Source organism: Gemmiger sp. (assembly GCF_057431175.1).
This window is the reverse complement of record NZ_DBMDDV010000012.1, coordinates 49,707-68,722: the sequence shown is the minus strand read 5'-3', so window position 1 is coordinate 68,722 and position 19,016 is coordinate 49,707. Positions and strand designations below refer to the sequence as shown.

Genomic DNA, 19,016 nt, shown 5'->3' with positions numbered 1-19,016 from the left:
TATGCAGCTGCCAATAAAAGTAAGCAGCAAAATTATTTCCTGAGAACTCAAGCGTTCACCTCCCTCATAATTTGGAGGCGACAATCTAAGGCAAGATTATACCAGAAGGGAGAAAGCTTGTCAAAATAAAATTTGTGGAATAAGAAGAAAAGGACGATGCATGGTCGAATATTTGTTATGATATTTGCGACGGCTTTTCCAATGATTGCGTTTTAAACAATATTGATTATATATATCGTTTAAGCAATAAGGCTTTTTTATCATCAATGCATTGGGTTTATTTCGATATGGTGTGATGCAAGAAATCTGCATTGCGCTAATGCCAATGCTCCGGATCATAATCACTGGACTCCAAGAGAGGTTTGCCGCCATCATCAAGGCTGGGCCGCTTCAGTGCCGTCGCCTTCTCCGCGCTGTCCCAGCCGGAGGGGTATTCCTCCGTACCAATGGCATGGTAGGTGATGCGGTAGGCACCGTTGCAGTATTCAAACGTATCGATCACGCCTGGCGTCAGAATAGGGTTTTTGAGACCTGCCACTGTAAAACGCCAGGTGATTTTCTTGTTGTTGGGGTCAAGCTCGGAAAGCTCCCATATTTGCTTTGCCATATCATTAGCAGCCTTATCAGCCGGTTTATCATAAATAACGCCGTCGCTGGACACAAGCTGCTCCTTGGCATACGCCTCAGACACAGTGGCCTGCGCTGCCGTCAGAACGGTGCGGGCTTCGGCCAAAACCTTGGCCTCGTTGGCTTTGTCGATGTACCCGGTCAGCGCCGGAATCAGCAGGGCGGCCAGAACGGCAAGGATCGTCAGCACGACAATCAGTTCCACCAGCGTGAAACCGCGGCGGCGGGCAGGGGAGGTACGCATAGAAATCACAGCTTTCCTAGTAAAGTATACATCCATACAAAATAAGTATAAAAACCAACCGCATTCGACGTCAATGCGTAAAAGTAACAAAATATCGCCGCAAAAATTGGTAGAAAAGACTTTTGTTTGCTGAAGATGGACTTTCCGCGCAAAGTATGGTATACTTTTAAAAGATATGCCATAAATACGCGCAAAGCGTGAGGAACGATACCATGAACAAAAACTTGAAAATCGCGGTCGCGGGCACCGGCTATGTGGGCCTGTCCATTGCGACCCTTCTTTCGCAGCACCACGAGGTCTGGGCCGTGGATATCATCCCGGAAAAGGTGGATCTCATCAACCGCCGCAAGTCGCCGATCCAGGATGAATACATTGAAAAATATCTCGCCGAGAAACCACTGAACCTGACCGCTACGCTGGACGCCGAAAAAGCCTACACCGGTGCGGATTTCGTCGTCATTGCGGCCCCCACCAACTACGACAGCAAGACCCAGCACTTTGACACTTCCGCGGTGGAGGCCGTCATCAAGCTGGTCATGCAGTACAACCCAGACGCCATCATGGTCATCAAGTCCACCATCCCGGTGGGATACACGGCCAGCGTGCGGGAAAAATTCGGCACGGACAACATCCTGTTCAGCCCGGAATTTCTGCGGGAGTCCAAGGCACTGTACGACAACCTGTACCCCTCGCGCATCATCGTGGGCACCGACCTGAACGACGAGCGCCTTGTGGAGGCGGCCCACACCTTTGCGGGCCTTTTACAGGAGGGTGCCATCAAGGAAAACATCGACACGCTGTTCATGGGCTTTACCGAGGCCGAGGCCGTCAAGCTGTTTGCCAACACCTATCTGGCGCTGCGCGTGGCCTACTTCAACGAGCTGGACACCTACGCCGAGAGCAAGGGCCTGGACACCCGGCAGATCATCGACGGCGTCTGCCTGGATCCGCGTATCGGCAGCCACTACAACAATCCCAGCTTCGGCTACGGTGGCTACTGCCTGCCCAAGGACACCAAGCAACTGTTGGCGAACTACGCCGATGTGCCGGAAAACCTGATTGAGGCCATCGTGGAATCCAACCGCACCCGCAAGGACTTCATTGCCGACCGCGTGCTGCGGCTGGCGGGTTACTACGGCTACGGCGAGGACAACGAGTACGACGAAGCGCAGGAAAAGCCTGTCACAATCGGCGTGTACCGCTTGACGATGAAGTCGCACTCCGACAACTTCCGCCAGAGTTCCATCCAGGGCGTCATGAAGCGCATCAAGGCCAAGGGCGCGACGGTCATCATCTATGAGCCGACGCTGAAAGACGGTGAGACCTTCTTCGGCTCGCGGGTCGTCAACGACCTGGATGCCTTCAAGGCGCAGTCCCAGGCTATCATTGCCAACCGCTATGACGCCTGCCTGGACGATGTAAAAGAAAAAGTTTACACCCGCGACCTTTTCCGCCGCGATTAAGGGAGAAAAAGTTATGTATGATTATCTCGTAGTCGGCTCCGGCCTGTACGGTGCCATTTTTGCCCACGAAGCCAAAGCCCATGGCAAGAGCGTTCTCGTCGTGGACAAGCGCCCGAACATTGCGGGCAACATCTACACCGAAAACATCGAGGGCATCAACGTCCACAAGTACGGTGCCCATATTTTCCATACCAACAACAAAAAAGTATGGAACTACATCACAAAATTCGCTGAGTTCAACCGCTTCACGAACTCGCCGGTGGCCAACTACAAGGGTGAGCTGTACTCGCTGCCCTTCAATATGTACACCTTCAATAAGATGTGGGGCGTTGTGACCCCGGAGGAGGCCGCTGCAAAAATCGAGGAGCAGCGCAAGGAGATCACCCACGAGCCGCAGAACCTCGAGGAGCAGGCGATCTCCCTGGTGGGCCGCGATATCTACGAAAAGCTCATCAAGGGCTACACCGAGAAGCAATGGGGCCGCGACTGTAAGGATCTGCCGGCCTTCATCATCAAGCGCCTGCCGGTGCGCCTGACTTTCGACAACAACTATTTCAATGCCCTGTACCAGGGCATTCCCATCGGCGGCTACACCAAGATGATTGCCAACCTGCTCGATGGCATCGACGTTCGCCTGAACACCGATTACCTCGAGAACAAGGCGGAACTGGATGCACTGGCGGACAAAATCGTCTACACCGGCCCTATCGACGCCTACTTTGGCTACGAGCTCGGCACGTTGGAGTACCGCTCGGTCCGCTTCGAGAACGAGCTGCTGGACAAGCCCAGCTTCCAGGGCAATGCCGCCGTCAACTACACTGACCGCGAGACACCGTGGACCCGCATCATCGAGCACAAGTGGTTCGAGTTCGGCAAGGACGAGAACGGAAACGACCTGCCCAAGACCATCATCAGCCGCGAGTACAGCAGTGAGTGGAAGCCCGGCGACGAGCCGTACTATCCGGTCAACGACGCCAAGAACGGCGCACTCTATGCCGAGTACAAGAAGCTGGCCGACGCTGAGCCGAAGGTCATCTTCGGCGGCCGTTTGGGTGAGTACAAATACTACGACATGGATCAGGTCATCGCCGCTGTGCTGGATCGCTGCGAGACCGAACTGTAATGATCCGCGTCGCCATCGTAGAGGATGAGGCCGCTGTCCGCGACCAGCTGGCAAGCCGCTCTCGCTGGTGCTGCTGGCGGTGGTCTATGCGGCACTATATGGATTTTTGTATCTGTTTGAACAGCGCCGAGCTACGGCGGCCCGGCTGACCATCACCACGGCAGCCATGCTGCTGGCGGTGGTCATGGCGGTCACGGTCTTTGCAGTCAGCAATCTGAGTTTTGTCTCCAATGGCGAGGCGACGATGAGCGTTTTCTACATCCGCACGCTGGTGGACTTTGCAGGCGTGCTGATTTTGAGCGTCCAGCATGAGCAGCTGCGGGAGAATGCCCTGCACAGCGAGCTGACCGCCATGGACAATGTCCTGCGCCGCCAGTACGAGCAGTACAAACAGAGCAAAGAAAACATCCGCCTTATCAACCGGCGATACCACGAACTGAAAATGCAGATTGCGGCCATCCGTGCCGAGCGCGATCAGGCCAAACAGGACGCGGCCCTGGCCGAGATGGAGAGCGGCATCCGCAAGTATGAGGCCGAGAACAAGACCGGCAACCCGGTTTTGGACACGCTGCTGACCGCGAAAAGCCTGTACTGCCAGCAACACGGCATCAATATGACCTGCGTAGCCGACGGCAAGCTGTTGGATTCCCTCTCGACAGGGGAAATATGCACGATCGTCGGAACGGCGCTGGATAACGCCACCGAGAGCGTTTCCGCCGAGCCTGACCCGGAAAAACGGCTCATCCGCGTGGCAATTTATGCACAGAACGGTTTTGTGATGCTGCGGTTTGAAAACTACTGCGCCAGCCCGGTAGAGCTGGCCGCCGACGGTCTGCCCAAACGCAGCGCCCATGGTGGGTACGATTTAAAGAGCGTGCGCGCCGCCGCCGAAAACCATGGCGGCACCTTGACCCTGCATTGGGAGAACGAGTGGTTCACCCTGCGGGTACTGTTGCTACAAAAATAACAGGAAAGAAAAATCCATCCCAAGCGAGAAGCATGAGATGGATTTTTGTGCTTTATGGGACAAAGGCAATCTTACAGATAATTCACCGCCATAATCACTGCGCCCAGAATCACCAGCACCACGCCGGTGGCGCGGTTCAGGGTGGCAGGCTCGGCCTTGTTGGCAAACTTTGCGGCGATGCGAGCCCACAGCAGCGTGCTGAGAACGCAGCAGACAAGACAGAACAGATCGGGCACGCCACCGATGGCAAAGTGGCTGACCGAGCCGGTGAACGCTGTGAATGCCATGATAAAAACGCTCGTACCGACGGCGGTTTTTAGTTCATAGCCCAGCACCGACGTCAGGAGCAGCAGCATCATCATACCGCCGCCCGCGCCGACGAATCCGCAGATAAAGCCCACGCCCGCGCCGCAGAGCAGCGACTGCACGAACCGCTTTTGGGCACTGACAGCGTTCATGGCGTTTTTCGTCGTCATGACCGGCCGCACAATGAACTTGACGCCCAGCAAGAAGGTCATGAAGGTCGAGAACCCGCCCATCGTCGTGCCGGGCACCAGGCTGGCTACATAGCTGCCCACCAGCGTGAAGCAGAGTACCGCTGCCATCATGACGGCGCCGTTTTTAATGTCCAGGTTTCCGTTTTTGCCGTAGGTGTAGGCCGAGATCGCGCTTGCCAGCACGTCGCTTGCCAGCGCGATGCCCACGGCCATGTAGGGGTCCATGCCCAAAAACGTGATGAGCATGGGGGAGATGACCGCCGCAGCACTCATGCCCGCGAAGCCGGTGCCCAGTCCCGCACCGATGCCTGCCGCAAAGCAGACGATAAACTTGATAAGGTATGTCATACGATTACTCCTTTTGTAAGCAGCGCAGGATGTTGGCATCCATGCGGCGCAGATAGTCCTGCAAGGCCTGCTGTTCCTCGAGCGTGAAGCCGGCAAACAGCGGCTCGATGCTGCGGCGTTGGATCTCGGCCAGCGCCGCAGCCATCGTGCAGCCTTCGTCGGTAAAGCCCAGCAGCCGCTGGCGGCGGTTGCCCGGTGCAGGGGAGACGGTCAGCACCCCGCGGCTGCGCAGCCGCTCCACCGCCGCAGACACATTGGACTTTGCCAGCGCACGGTAGCGGCAGATGTCACTGGCCGTGCAAAGCTCCGGGTTATTGTGCAGGAACAGCAGAATGTCGATTTCCAGCTGATTCAGCCCATACGCGGCCGCCGCACCCTCAAACTGCACAGTATAGTACTTTTTGTAGTGCTGCGCGTAGGATAAAATCGGGACCAAGCGCAGGACCTCCTTTGCAATGCTTCAAATTAGAACGGTTCTAATTATAACTATTTATTTCCCAAAAGTCAATACACAAAACCGGCAGCAGGCATTTTGCCTACTGCCGGTTTTGTAAATCTTGTGCAAAGCGGCCTTTAAAAATTTGTGCAATCTTATGGTAAAAATAAAAATCCCCACCACAACACGGTGAGGATTTATGGTGGACCCGGAGGGATTCGAACCCTTGACCTCTCGGATGCGAACCGAACGCTCTCCCAACTGAGCTACGGGCCCACGTCATTTGACTAAATTAGTTTACCCCTTTTTGCGGGAAATGTCAAGGGTGAAACACAAATTTTGTTGTGCCAAGGCGGACATATCCTGTAACATACGATTTTATATTGTCATAGCACCACTTTCGTATCTATCTTGCACATCTCTATATAAAATGCTATAATACTACAAATCTTGCACTTGCCGTATAAAAACGTATACGCAGTGTGGATTGAATCCCGCACATCGGTTGAATTATAGTAGGGTAATAAAACCATCGCAGTTTACGCTGCGAAAGTATGTGAGGGGGAGCCTTTATGCCAGCCAAACTGATTGCAAGCTACCGACGGGAACTGTCCGCGCTGGCAGACCTGCAAGATGCCGGGACAGTGACCTACACGCTGCTGCGCGAAGCCGATGCCTACTGCATCTGTGCCCAGCGGGACACAGCCCCGGCGGTGGAGTGCATGGTGTGTGATACAGGGGAGGAACGCGTCGGGATGCTCACACGTTTTCTGTATGAAAATGCGGTGGAACCCGCGCAGGTGCCCGCTGTCCTGTACGACCTCTGCGGATCGGCGGTGGGCTGATGGCGGTACTGTTGCATGAACGGCCGCAGACGGCCGGCGGAAAAACGCGCAAGACCCCGAACCTGCCCAAAACCTCTGCTGTGGTGGCGCTGTTCGCCTTCAGCTCCCGGCTGGACCGGGATACGATGAGCCTGTTTGCCAAGACCCACAGCGATGAAGTCCGCGCGGCGGCCATTGCGGCCACCGGGCAGGAGGTGTTGGAACTGCTGCACGGCGGGCTGCGCCCCAACGTATTGGTGCTGGACGCGCTGCTGACCAAGCCCGGCGTGACCGAGGTCTTGCAGGAAATCGGCACGATGCAGCTTGACCCGGAACCAGCGGTTCTGGTGCTGGTCCCTGTGCCGGAGGAAACCGCCGCCCGCAAGGCACTGCGGCTGTTCTCCCAGTACCAGATCATGCTGCGCCCTTACGGCATGAAAAATCTCTTTGATGAGGTCTACCGCATGGGCACGAACGAGGATGAGCACCAGCTGTACTACCTGCGCCAGTGCTGCGACGATGTGCTGGATGCCTACGGCGCGCCCGAAACGCTGAGCGGCTACCGCTATGCCGAGCGGATGCTGCTGTACGCCCTGTACGCGGACAAACCGCAGCAGATCGGCAGCCTGCAGCAATACGTGGCTGCGGAGGAAGGCATCGAGATCGGCACCGTGACTTCGGCGCTGAATCGTATGTCGGCAGCCATGGCAAAGCGGGGCGAAGAACCTTACCGGACGTTATGCCTGCGCAGCGGCCGCCCGGCGGACGGTGTACTCTCCAATGGGCAGCTGTTCAAAGGGCTGCTGAAAGACTTGCGGGATAAGACGGAACCGTACTTATAAGGTGCGGGCGGATAGGGGACCCGCCCCTGCGGCCGGTGCCGTGCGGCTCGGCACCGCACCCTGAAACTGAAATGAAATAAAGAAGGTGTCCACCATGGTTCATCAGGAGGAAAACGCGGCACTGCTGGCGCTGCGGGGCGGGCTGCGCGGGCGGTTCCGCCGTTCGTTCGACTGCATGGAGAATGCCTTTGAGGTCCTGCAGGACCGTCTGGATCACACGGCTACCCCGGCGGAACGCGCCGAGCTGACGCCGCTGCTGGAAGAATTGCAGGCGCAGCTGCTCTGCCTGCGCCGCCTGGGCGACCAGGCATCGGACGCGGCAACGGCGGCATTGCTGCATGGCACCTGTGAACCGCGGCCCATCGACCTGCTGGGTCAGCTGCGGGAAATCTGCGAAATTTTGCGGGAGGAAGCCGCGCAATACGCGCTGCCCTTCACGATAGAATTGCAGGCCGCAGGGCTGGATGTGCTTCCCACGCTGGGGGATGCGTCGCTGCTCAACGGTCTGCTGACGAACCTTGTCTCCAACACACTGGCTGTTGACCGGGCCGCCGCCATCACGCTGGTCTGTGCGCCGGGGCAGTTCTGTTACCGCGATAACGGCCCCGGTCTGCCGCCCGACGCAAAAGCGCTGTTGACCGACGGACAGTGGAGCGACCGTCTGCTCCACGCGGGCGGGCTGGGCCTGCCGCTGATTGCCGCCTATGCCCGGGCCATGGGCTGGGGTCTGGCCGTGGGGGAGGGGCCTGGCACGGAACTCTGCTTCACCCTGCCCACTGCGCCGCCGCTGGACGGCCTGACGCTGGAATCCCCGATGGAGCGCCGAGTCGAGCAGCAGACCCGGCGGCTGGTGCTGCGAAGAGAACTGAAAATTATAGCCGCCCAGTAGGAAATGCCTGTCGTATGCGCCCGGGCTGGGTATGCCCGGCCCCTACAACACAACAAAGTTTCAGACCGTCCAGCTTGGGCGGCCTCTTTTTTTCCTCCACCGCTTTACTTTATCCCGGATTTATTGTAAAATGTACTACAAAAAGAATGGTTTACTATGCCTGCACGGCAGGGTAGACCGCCAAAATACTTACAGGTGGTGTTTTTTATGGCAATTCAGTATAAACGTATTCTTCTGAAAGTCAGCGGCGAGGCACTCTCCGGCCCCAAGGGAACCGGCTTTGATGAGGAAACCATCGCCTCCATCTGCGCGGGCATCAAGGCCGCGCACGACTTGGGCACCCAAATCGCCATTGTGGTGGGCGGCGGCAACTTCTGGCGCGGCCGTTCCAGCGGCAAAATGGACCGCATGGACGCCGACAAGATCGGTATGCTGGCCACCGTTATGAACGCACTGGCCGTCAAGGATGCCCTGCACCAGCAGGGTGCAGACGCTGTCGTTATGACCAGCTCCTTCATGCCCCAGGTGGCCGAGTGCTTCACCAGCGACAAGGCCATCGCCGCGCTGGAAAGCGGCAAGATCGTCGTTTTCGGCGGCGGCACCGGCAACCCAATCTTCTCCACCGATACCGCCAGCGCCCTGCGCGCACTGGAAATCAGCGCCGACGCCATGTTCAAGGCCACGATGGTGGACGGCGTCTACGACAAAGACCCTCACAAATATGCCGACGCCGTGCGCTACGACACGCTGACCTTTACCCGTGTGTTGGATGAGCGCCTGGCTGTCATGGACTCCACCGCTGCCACCCTCTGCCGTGACAACGGCCTGCCCATCCTCGTGTTCGACCTTGGCAAGCCCGAGAACATTGCCAAAGCCTGCGAGGGCGAGATGGTCGGCACCCTGGTCAAAGAGTAAGACCCGAAATTGAAAATTTCATATTTTCCCCCTATACTACTTTAAAAATAAGGAGAATCACCTATGAGCAGCACGACGAAACCCTTTGAAGAAAAAATGAACGCCAGCGTCAACCACCTCGTCCATGAGCTGGCCTCCATCCGCGCAGGCCGCGCCAACCCCGCCATTCTGGACAAAGTCACCGTGGACTACTACGGCAGCCCCACGCCCATTCAGCAGATTGCCGCCGTCGCTGTGGCCGAGGCCCGCATCCTGACCATCTCCCCCTGGGACCGCTCGATGCTCAAGCCCATCTCCAAGGCCATCCAGACCAGCGATATCGGCATCAACCCCATCGATGACGGCCAGGTTATCCGCCTGGTGTTCCCGGCCCCGACCGAGGAACGCCGCAAGCAGCTGACCAAGGACGTCAAGAAGCAGGGCGAGGAAGCCAAGACCGCCGTGCGCAACATCCGCCGTGACGCCATGGATAAGTTCAAGGCTATGAAGAAGGCCGGCGAGATCACCGAGGACGACCAGAAGAAGCTGGAAGACGAGACCCAGAAGCTGACCGACAAGTACGTCAAGCTCATCGACGATACTTGCACCGACAAGAACAAGGAGATCATGGAGGTCTGATGCCTTCATGAGCGATAGCCTGTGCGGGGATATCTGCGGATATGCCCGCATAGGCTGTTATTGCAATAAAATCTATTCCGCGAAAGGGAACCACCGTTTATGAAGACCCGCATCATCACCGCCGTTGTCGGCCTGGGTGTCCTGGCTGTCGTTCTGGGCTTTTTTGACACGTTTTTGTTCGATCTGGTACTCAGTGCCATCTGCTTGATTGCCATTCATGAGGTTTTTTCCGCCATGGGCTTTGGCAAAAAGCAGTGGTATCTCTACGTTGCCGCTGTGCCGCTGACCCTGCTGGTCATGCTCAGCACCTCGCAGATGGTGCGCAGTCTGCTGCTGCCCGCCGCATTTTTGACGGTGCTGTTTTACAACGTCTGCCAGATCGCCCATGTCAAAACGCTGGATTTCGGCAAGCTGACGGGATTTGTCTACTTTTCGGGCGTTATTACGTTCTGTTTTTACTCGCTCATCCACTTAAAGCGGATGCTGCCTTTTGACCAGTACCGCTATGACGCCATCTACTTTATCCTGTTGATCCTGTGCTTCGCCTGGGGCGGGGATACGGCCGCGTATTTCGCGGGCCGCGCTTTCGGCAAGCACAAGCTGGCCCCCATCGTCAGCCCCCACAAGACCGTAGAGGGCGCGGTGGGCGGCGTGCTGGGCAGCATGGCCGCCGGCTGTGTGCTGACGCTGGTCTACTCGCTGCTGTCCGCCAGGCACAACGTCCTCAGCATCCAGGTACAGCCGCGCCACTATCTGGTGCTGCTGGGCATGGGCGCGGTGGCGTCGGTGCTGGGCATCCTGGGCGATTTGTTCGCCTCGTCGGTCAAGCGCCAGGTCGGCATCAAGGACTACGGTACGATTTTCCCGGGGCACGGCGGCATTCTGGACCGCTTTGACAGCGTCATGTTCATTGCGCCGTTCGTCTGCATCGCGGTACGCTATTTCTTCTATCTGTTGTGAGGGAATACAAAATGAGTAAAGTTATCACCCTGCTGGGTTCCACCGGATCCATCGGCACCCAGAGTCTGGACGTCTGCCGTATGCACGGCTATGAGGTGTTCGGCCTGTCGGCCAATTCCAGCGTTGACAAGCTGCTGGCCCAGATTGCCGAGTTCCACCCGAAGTACGTTGCCGTCACCGACCCGGCAGCCTTTGAAAAGCTGTCCGCCGCGCTGGCAGGGCAGGCAAACGCACCGAAGCTGCTGAAAGGTGCGGACGGCCTGCGGAAGCTGGCAACGATGGACGGCGCGGGCACCGTGCTGAATGCCGTCGTCGGCATTGCGGGCCTGGATGCCTCGCTGGCCGCCATCGAGAGTGGCCACGACCTGGCGCTGGCGAACAAGGAGAGCCTTGTCACAGGCGGCCACCTCGTCACCGACGCTGTCAGGAAAAACGGCGTACACCTGCTGCCCGTGGACAGCGAGCACAGCGCGATTTTCCAGTGCTTACAGGATCAGCACAGCGCCAAAACACTGGAAAAAATTCTGCTGACGGCCTCCGGCGGCCCCTTCTATGGCATGACGACCGAAGAACTGCGCGGCAAAACCAAGGCCGATGCCCTCAAGCACCCGAACTGGAACATGGGGGCAAAAATTACCATCGACTCTGCCACCCTGATGAACAAGGGCCTGGAACTGATTGAGGCCGCCTGGCTGTTCGGCCTGCCCGAAGATAAAATTCAAATTGTCGTCCAGCGGGAGAGCATCATCCATTCGGCCGTGCAGTTTGCCGACCACTCGGTCATTGCACAGCTGGGCGTGCCGGATATGCGCATTCCCATCCAGTACGCGCTGACCTGGCCCGAGCGCCTGCCCAGCCCGGTGCCCGAACTGGACTTTGCCGCGTTGACACATCTGAGCATCGGCACGGCGGACGACGAGACGTTCCGCTGCCTGAAAGCCTGCAAGAAGGCCATCCGCAAGGGCGGCTTGGCCCCCTGCGCTGCCAACGGCGCAAACGAAGCCGCCGTTGCGCATTTCCTGCGGGATGAGATCGGCTTCCTTGATATCGGCCGTCTGGTCGAGGGCATCGTAGACAGCGACACCTTCGGCGGTGACTACACCCTCGCCGACGTCCACGAGTGCGACCGCATGGCGAGAGCCTATGTGGAGGCACATATCTGATTGGAACTGCCCGGTAGGGGCCGCACATGTGCGGCCCTCAGCTTTCCGGCAGACTCCTGCCTGCCATACACGCGCGGGCCGGGCATGCCCGGCCCCTACGACTCTATGTCCAATACTTTACTTGTGAGGTGCCTATGACTGCATTGCTGACCGGGCTGGCATCGCTGCTCGTGTTCGGCGGCGTTGTTCTGGTGCACGAACTCGGCCACTTTATGGCCGCGCGCCAGTGCGGCATCCATGTCGAGGAATTTTCCATCGGCTTTGGCCCGCGCCTGTGGTCCAAAAAGAAAAACGGAACGACCTATTCCATCCGTCTGCTGCCGCTGGGCGGCTATAACCTGTTCAGCACCCCGCCGCCGGAAGATGACGATGAGGCCGAGGAAGGGGAGAACCCCCCGAAACCGCCCCGCAAAACGGCGCTTTTTCCGCTGGCAGTCAGCGGCCAGAAGTTTGAGGATGCCACCGCCGGACAGCGCTTTTTTGTCACGCTCTGCGGCGCATTGATGAACTTTGTCCTCGGCGTTGTGGTGCTGCTCGTGCTCGTCCTCTCGCAGGGCAGGCTCGGCAGCACGACGATTGCCGATTTCAGCGACGGTGCCAAGAGTGCCGCGACTTTACAGACCGGTGATACGATTTTACAGGTGGACGGCAAGCCCTGCTGGACCATCTACACACTGGCCGATGTCTTTGACGGCACCGAAAAGACCCACACGATGAAAGTCCTGCGCGGCGGCGAGGTCGTGACCCTGCCCGCCGTCACAGTCGGCCCCACGCTGAACGAGGACGGCAGCGTCAGCTATGCCACGGATTTCCGCGTGGCAGCGCAGAAACTCAGCGTACACAGCGTCGCCGTCGTCACCGGGGAGATGTTCCGCTATTACAGCGGGGCCATCCTGGGCGGCTTCTGGCAGCTGTTCACCGGCCAGGCAGGCATGGAGGAACTGTCCGGCCCCATCGGTACAGTGTCGGCGGTCAGCCAGGCTGTGCGCTATGGCTGGCGGGATGTGCTGTCCCTGATGGCGCTGCTGACCATCAATGTCGGCATTTTCAACCTGCTGCCCATCCCGGCGCTGGACGGCTGCAAGCTGCTCTTCCTCGCGTGGGAGGGGCTGACCGGCCATCCTGTGCCGGACAGCGTGCAGGGCTTTGTCAACACAGCGGGCATGGTGGCCCTGGTGTGGCTGATGGTTCTGGTCACATTGCAGGACCTTACACGATTCTTATAAAGGAGAAACAATGATGCAGCGTCAACTGAAAAAGGAAGTCAAGATTGGCAATATCAAAATCGGCGGCACGAACCCGATTGCCGTGCAGACTATGCTGAATGTGCCGGTCAAGGACATAGCGGGCAATGTGGCCCAGGCCCAGCGCGTGGCGAAGGCCGGCTGCCAGATCGTCCGCGTGACGGTGCCCACCCCGGCGGACGCCGCCGTCGTGGCCGCCATCAAAGAGAAGGTGGATATCCCGGTCGTGGCGGATATCCACTTTGACTACCGCGCTGCGCTGGCCGCCCTGGACGCGGGTGCAGACAAAATCCGCATCAACCCCGGCAACATCGGCGGCGACGACCGCGTCAAGGCTGTGGCCGACGCCTGCAACGCCAAGAACGTGCCCATCCGCATCGGCGTCAACGGCGGCAGCCTGGAAAAGCACATCCTGGCGAAATACGGTGCGCCTGTGCCGGAGGCTATGGTGGAAAGCGCCATGTACCATGTGCGCCTTTTGCAGAAATATGACTTTGATAACATCGTTATATCGATTAAATCCAGCAACGTGCCCCGCATGATGGCGGCTTACCGCCTGTTGGCAGGCCAGACGGATTACCCCCTGCACGTCGGTGTGACCGAGGCAGGCGGCAACCGCATGGGCCTGATCAAGTCCGGCATGGGCATCGGCGGCCTGCTGATGGAGGGCATCGGCGACACGCTGCGCGTCAGTCTGACCGACGAACCCGAGAACGAGGTCTACGCCGGATATGATATCCTGCGCGCGGTGGGTTATGCCGTGGCAGGGCCCGAGATCATCAGCTGCCCCACCTGCGGCCGTACCCAGTACCCGATGATCGAGATTGCCAACGAGGTCGAGCAGCGCCTGCGGGACGAGGGCTTTAAAAAGCCGCTGAAAATCGCCATCATGGGCTGTGTTGTCAACGGCCCCGGCGAGGCATCCGACGCTGATATCGGCATTGCCGGCGGCAAGGACGAGGCCCTGCTCTTCATCCGCGGTGAGAAGATCCGTATGCTGAAGGGCGATATTGTCGGCCAGCTGCTGGACGAGATCCATAAGATGTGAACACTCCCCAAAAGCCTTCCCCCTTGGGGGAAGGTGGCCGAAGGCCGGATGAGGGGCGGCGTACCCGCAGCAACCCATTTACGGGTAATATAGGCAGCGTTGCCCCTCATCAGTCCGCTTCGCGGACAGCTTCCCCCGAGGGGAAAGCCAAAACTCCGTAGGGGCGGATTCCATATCCGCCCGCGGGGCGTCGGGGACGCCGCCTCCTATAATATGCTATCCACTTGTGAGGTAAAATTTCCTTGAAACCATTTGTCACTCAGGTCTGGCCGCAGTTTACGGCGGACCAGCAGTTCTGCGCGGCGTTCGGCAGCGTGCTTGTTGACCGCGTGGAACTTTACCGCACAAAAAGACAGGTCGTTATCTGCCTGCGCAGTGCTGAACCCCTGGACCAGGCGCTGTGCGGGCGTCTTTGTGCGTCCCTGGCCGAGGTGTTCGCCGGGTATGAACTGCAGGTTCGCAGCTACTTTGCTTACCCGAATATCACCCCCGAGGCCGTGCGTCTGATGATCGAGGAACTGAAGGGGCAGGGGATGCCGGTCAACGGCTTTTTGGATAAGACCGAGCCTGTCACCTTCGGCGACGACGGCATCACCATCCATGTCAACGCGGGCCGCCCGATCCTGGAAAGCGTCGAGCTGCCCCGCGTGCTGGCCGAACTCATCCAGGAGCGCACCGGTTCGCTGCCTATCGTGCGCCTTGCCGACAGCGGAAAGGCGCGCACGGAAGAAGAATTTGAACAGTACTTGCAGGAGAAAGTCCCCGCCGTCAAGTTTGAGGCCAAGGAGACGCCGCCCGACTTTACGATCGAGGGGCTGGCCCTCACGAACAAGCCGGTCAAGCTGTTCTACGGCAAGACCTTCAAGCCTGCCGACATCCGCCATCTGAACGATCTGGGCGATGGCGGTAAGGTCACAGTCTGGGGCGATGTCTTCGCCACCGAGGTCAAGGGCAGCCGCCGCAAAATCTACTTTACCTCCATCACCGACTACTCCGGCTCCGTCAACCTGAAAGTCCTGGGCGACGAGGACGCCGATATGTCCAAGTGGGAGAACCTCAAGCCCGGCACCACCCTGATCGTGCGCGGCAACTATATGTACGATAAGTACGAGCACGACTTTGTCATCCTGCCCTACGACGTCCTGCAGGTTGAACGCCAGCAGCGCCAGGACACAGCCCCCGACGGCGAAAAGCGCGTCGAGCTGCACCTGCATACCAAGTCCAGCTCAATGGACGGCTTCAACGACCCGGGCAAAATTGTCCGCCTGGCCCACCGCATGGGCCACCGCGCTATCGCCATCACTGACCACGGCGTCTGCCAGGGCTACCCCGAGGCCATGCTTGCCACCGACGCCATCCACGAGACGGACCCGAACTTCAAGCTGATTTACGGCTGCGAGGCCTACTTTGTTGACGATATGATCCCCGCCGTCTACGGCGGGGCGCAGATGCCGCTGTCCGGCTCGTTTGTCGTGTTCGATACCGAGACGACCGGCCTTGATTCCAACACCGAGCGGCTGACCGAGATCGGCGCCGTCTTTGTGGAAAACGGTAAGATCAACGAAGAAAAGAAGTTCTGCACCTTCGTCAACCCCGGCAAGCCCATCCCGCAGAAGGTCGTTGACCTGACCGGCATCAATGACGCCATGGTCGCCGACGCCCCCACGCCGGAGGAAGCCATCCGCGCCTTCAAAGAGTTCTGCGGGGACAACATCCTCGTTGCCCACAACGCCCACAGCTTTGATATGCTGTTCATCCGCAAAGCGGGGGAGAAGGCGGGCGTCAGCTGGGACGAGAATACCTATATCGACACGCTGCCTATGGGACAGGCACTCTTTCCGGGCCTGCGCAACTACAAGCTGGACACCATCAACAAACATCTGGAGATCCCACCCTTCAACCATCACCGCGCTGTCGATGATGCCATGGCGCTGGCCCGCATCTTTGAAGTCATGCTGACCGACTTGCAGGAGAAGGACATCCACACGGTGGAGGCCATCAACACCGGTCTCGGCGGCAATAAAGAGGTGCTGAAAAAGAAATACTACCACCTGATTATCCTCGTGCAAAACCAGGTGGGCCTCAAAAACCTCTACCGCATTGTCAGCGCGGCGCACACCCAGTATTTCTTCAAAAAGCCCCGCGTGCCCCGCAGTCTTTTGAATCAGTATCGCGAGGGTCTGCTGCTTTCGCCCGCCTGCGAAGCGGGCGAGTTGTACCGCGCCATTGTGGCGGGCCAGCCCTATGAGCAGCTGCTGCGCATCGCCGATTACTACGATTACCTTGAGGTGCAGCCGCTTGGCAACAATGAGTTCATGGTTCGCAACGGCCAGGTGGATTCCATCGAAGCCATCAAGAACTTCAACCGCACCGTCATAAAACTGGGCGAGGACCTGCATAAGCCGGTCGTCGCCACCGGCGACTCCCACTTTCAAGAGCCGGAAGATTGGATCTATCGTGCTGTTTTGCAGGCAGGCAACGGCTTCAAGGACGCCGACAACCAGGCCCCGCTCTACTTCCGCACCACGCCCGATATGCTGGAAGATTTCAGCTACCTGCCGCAGGAAAAGGCGTATGAAATTGTGGTGACGAACCCCAACAAGATCGCCGCCACCATCGACAACAACCTGCGCGCCATCCCCAAGGGCACCTACCCGCCCAGCATCCCGGGTGCCGAGCAGGAACTGCGCGACGACACCTGGAAACACGCGGCCCGCGACTACGGCAGCCCGCTGCCCGATGTGCTGCAAAAGCGGCTGAAAAAGGAGCTGGACTCCATCTGCGGCCACGGCTATGCGGTTTTGTACGTCATCGCCGTGCGTCTGGTGGCTTACTCCAATGCGGGCGGCTACCAGGTCGGCAGCCGTGGTTCCGTCGGTTCGTCGGCTGTGGCGCACTTCTCCGGCATTTCCGAGGTCAACTCGATGCCGCCGCATTATCTCTGCCCCAACTGCAAGCACAGCGAGTGGATCAACGACGGCATCCACTTTGACGGCTTTGACCTGCCGGACAAAAACTGCCCGGTCTGCGGCAAAAAAATGATCGTCGAAGGCCACGACATTCCCTTTGAAACCTTCCTGGGCTTCTACGGCGACAAGGAACCCGATATCGACCTGAACTTCTCGGGTATGTACCAGTCCCACGTCCACCGCTATACCGAGGAACTGTTCGGCAAGGAAAACGTCTTTAAGGCGGGCACCGTCTCCGGTTTGCAGGACAAAACGGCCTACGGCTACGTCAAAAAGTACCTCGAGGAGCGCGGCAAGACCGTCAACCGTGCCGAGGAAAACCGCCTTGTCATGGGCTGCACCGGCGTCAAGCGCACGACCGGCCAGCACCCCGGCGGCATGGTCGTCGTGCCGGATACGTTTGATATCTACGACTTCTGCGCCATCCAGCACCCGGCGGACGATGTCAAGGGCGGCCTGCTGACCACCCACTTTGAATTTAAATATCTGCACGACACGCTGCTCAAACTGGATGAGCTGGGCCACGATGTGCCGACCTTCTACAAATTCTTTGAGGAATACTCCGGCATCCCCATCGACTCGGTCCCGATGAACGACGAGAAGGTGTACAGCCTGCTGACCAGCCCGGCAGCGCTGGGCGTGACCGAAGAGCAAATTGGCTCCAAAACCGGCACCTTCGGCATCCCGGAAATGGGCACAAACTTTGTGCGTCAGATGCTTTTGGATGCACAGCCGAAGAATTTCTCCGAGCTTATCCAGATTTCCGGCCTGTCCCACGGCACCGATGTCTGGACCGGCAACGCCGACGAACTCATCCGTTCGGGCACATGTACCATCGCGGAGGTTATCGGCTGCCGTGACAGTATCATGCTGTACCTGCTGCGCAAGGGCCTGGAACCGAAGATGTCCTTTGACATTATGGAGGCCGTGCGTAAAGGCAAGGTCGCCAAAGGGGGCTTTAAGCCCGGCTGGGAGGAAGCCATGCGCGAGCACGACGTGCCCGACTGGTATATCGAATCCTGCCGCAAGATCAAGTATATGTTCCCCAAGGCCCACGCCGTGGCCTACCTGATGGCGGCCATCCGCTTGATGTGGTTCAAGGTCTACCATCCGGCCATCTTCTACGCGGTGTACTTCACGGTGCGCGGCGCGGATATCGACTACGAGGCCGCCGTTGGCGGCGTCCGCGTGGCAAAGCAGCACCTGAAGGACAACGAGAAGATCCCAAAAGACGAACGCACCGCCAAGGACGATGACGCCCTTGTCAGTTTGCAGCTGGAAAACGAGATGCTGCAGCGCGGCTGCGAATTTTTGCCCATTGAACTGGGTAAAAGCTACGCCAGCAAGTACGTGGTCGAGGACGGCAAGGTCCGTCTGCCGTTCACGGCCATCCGCGGCCTGGGCGATGCCGCCGCTGTGGCGCTGGAACAGGCCACGATGCACGGCCAAGAGTATATCTCGGTGGAGGAATTGCAGCAGGCCAGCGGCGTGGCGCAGTCGGTCTTTGACAAGCTCCGCGCCGTCGGTGCCCTGGGCAATCTGCCCGAGACCAGCCAGGTGGATTTGTTCAGTATGATATAAAGGAATTGCCCATCCGCGGGGCGTCGGGGACGCCGCCCCCTACAAAATCCACCGCAGCAGGGGCGGCATATATGCCGCCCGCCCCCCTTGACAACCCACCTGAATTGCGGTATAATAGCAGTCACTGATGCGGGATTAGCTCATCCGGTAGAGTGACTGCTTCCCAAGCAGTAGGTGGCGAGTTCGAGACTCGTATCCCGCTCCAAAATACCCTGAAGCATTTCGCTTCAGGGTATTTTTTGTTGCGAGGTGCGCAGA

16 protein-coding genes and 2 tRNA genes are annotated in these 19,016 nt (G+C 58.5%); 14 read left to right on the top strand and 4 right to left on the bottom strand.

Going from position 1 to position 19,016, the window contains the following annotated elements:
- Positions 1-316: 316 nt before the first annotated feature.
- The gene (locus tag ACZO0A_RS06350) at positions 317-871 is read right to left on the bottom strand and encodes a type II secretion system protein (RefSeq protein WP_302375349.1); all 555 of its coding nucleotides are present in this window, start codon (positions 869-871) and stop codon (positions 317-319) included.
- Positions 872-1,095: 224 nt separating this feature from the next.
- On the opposite strand from ACZO0A_RS06350, the gene ACZO0A_RS06345 reads away from it, so the two are divergent.
- The 3 genes from ACZO0A_RS06345 to ACZO0A_RS06335 all read left to right on the top strand — a co-directional run bounded on the left by ACZO0A_RS06345 (position 1,096) and on the right by ACZO0A_RS06335 (position 4,424).
- A complete protein-coding gene (locus tag ACZO0A_RS06345) occupies positions 1,096-2,334 on the top strand; it encodes a nucleotide sugar dehydrogenase (RefSeq protein WP_368043155.1) in 1,239 nt (412 codons plus the stop codon).
- Between the two features lie 13 nt (positions 2,335-2,347).
- Entirely contained in the window at positions 2,348-3,457 is a 1,110-nt protein-coding gene (glf, locus tag ACZO0A_RS06340; protein WP_308132727.1) for a UDP-galactopyranose mutase, read from the top strand.
- A gap of 67 nt (positions 3,458-3,524) precedes the next feature.
- A complete protein-coding gene (locus ACZO0A_RS06335) occupies positions 3,525-4,424 on the top strand; it encodes an ATP-binding protein (RefSeq protein ID WP_417337417.1) in 900 nt (299 codons plus the stop codon).
- Positions 4,425-4,495: 71 nt separating this feature from the next.
- Here ACZO0A_RS06335 and ACZO0A_RS06330 read toward each other — a convergent pair whose 3' ends face one another.
- The 3 genes from ACZO0A_RS06330 to ACZO0A_RS06320 all read right to left on the bottom strand — a co-directional run bounded on the left by ACZO0A_RS06330 (position 4,496) and on the right by ACZO0A_RS06320 (position 5,981).
- Positions 4,496-5,269: a sulfite exporter TauE/SafE family protein gene (locus ACZO0A_RS06330; protein WP_302375359.1), complete on the bottom strand. Its 774-nt coding sequence runs from the start codon at positions 5,267-5,269 to the stop codon at positions 4,496-4,498.
- A 4-nt stretch (positions 5,270-5,273) separates the two neighbouring features.
- Positions 5,274-5,705, bottom strand: a complete 432-nt coding sequence (locus ACZO0A_RS06325) for a MarR family winged helix-turn-helix transcriptional regulator (protein WP_215692212.1) — start codon at positions 5,703-5,705, stop codon at positions 5,274-5,276.
- Between the two features lie 200 nt (positions 5,706-5,905).
- Positions 5,906-5,981: transfer RNA gene (locus tag ACZO0A_RS06320), tRNA-Ala, on the bottom strand.
- Positions 5,982-6,277: 296 nt separating this feature from the next.
- Here ACZO0A_RS06320 and ACZO0A_RS06315 point away from each other — a divergent pair.
- The 11 genes from ACZO0A_RS06315 to ACZO0A_RS06265 all read left to right on the top strand — a co-directional run bounded on the left by ACZO0A_RS06315 (position 6,278) and on the right by ACZO0A_RS06265 (position 18,963).
- A complete protein-coding gene (locus ACZO0A_RS06315; RefSeq protein ID WP_302375361.1) occupies positions 6,278-6,550 on the top strand; it encodes a hypothetical protein in 273 nt (90 codons plus the stop codon).
- Positions 6,550-7,371 carry a response regulator gene (locus ACZO0A_RS06310; protein WP_302492523.1) on the top strand — a complete coding sequence of 274 codons (822 nt, stop codon included), beginning with the start codon at positions 6,550-6,552 and terminating at the stop codon, positions 7,369-7,371. Before ACZO0A_RS06315 ends, ACZO0A_RS06310 begins: the two co-directional genes overlap by 1 nt.
- A 94-nt stretch (positions 7,372-7,465) precedes the next feature.
- A complete protein-coding gene (locus tag ACZO0A_RS06305; protein ID WP_302375363.1) occupies positions 7,466-8,260 on the top strand; it encodes a sensor histidine kinase in 795 nt (264 codons plus the stop codon).
- Between the two features lie 207 nt (positions 8,261-8,467).
- Positions 8,468-9,175, top strand: coding sequence for a UMP kinase (gene pyrH, locus ACZO0A_RS06300; protein ID WP_215692216.1), 708 nt, complete (start codon positions 8,468-8,470; stop codon positions 9,173-9,175).
- Positions 9,176-9,238: 63 nt separating this feature from the next.
- The gene (gene frr / locus ACZO0A_RS06295; RefSeq protein ID WP_215692217.1) at positions 9,239-9,793 is read left to right on the top strand and encodes a ribosome recycling factor; all 555 of its coding nucleotides are present in this window, start codon (positions 9,239-9,241) and stop codon (positions 9,791-9,793) included.
- 99 nt (positions 9,794-9,892) lie between these two features.
- On the top strand, positions 9,893-10,753 hold the full coding sequence (locus ACZO0A_RS06290) for a phosphatidate cytidylyltransferase (protein WP_294780222.1): 861 nt from the start codon (positions 9,893-9,895) through the stop codon (positions 10,751-10,753).
- A gap of 11 nt (positions 10,754-10,764) precedes the next feature.
- Positions 10,765-11,916, top strand: coding sequence for a 1-deoxy-D-xylulose-5-phosphate reductoisomerase (gene dxr, locus ACZO0A_RS06285; protein WP_302375366.1), 1,152 nt, complete (start codon positions 10,765-10,767; stop codon positions 11,914-11,916).
- 134 nt (positions 11,917-12,050) lie between these two features.
- Positions 12,051-13,142 (top strand): M50 family metallopeptidase, encoded by a 1,092-nt coding sequence (locus ACZO0A_RS06280; protein WP_302375368.1) that lies wholly within the window; start codon positions 12,051-12,053, stop codon positions 13,140-13,142.
- A gap of 10 nt (positions 13,143-13,152) precedes the next feature.
- Positions 13,153-14,208, top strand: a complete 1,056-nt coding sequence (ispG, locus tag ACZO0A_RS06275; RefSeq protein WP_302375370.1) for a flavodoxin-dependent (E)-4-hydroxy-3-methylbut-2-enyl-diphosphate synthase — start codon at positions 13,153-13,155, stop codon at positions 14,206-14,208.
- 506 nt (positions 14,209-14,714) lie between these two features.
- A complete protein-coding gene (locus tag ACZO0A_RS06270) occupies positions 14,715-18,758 on the top strand; it encodes a PolC-type DNA polymerase III (RefSeq protein ID WP_374116766.1) in 4,044 nt (1,347 codons plus the stop codon).
- Between the two features lie 129 nt (positions 18,759-18,887).
- Positions 18,888-18,963: transfer RNA gene (locus ACZO0A_RS06265), tRNA-Gly, on the top strand.
- Positions 18,964-19,016 lie beyond the last annotated feature (53 nt).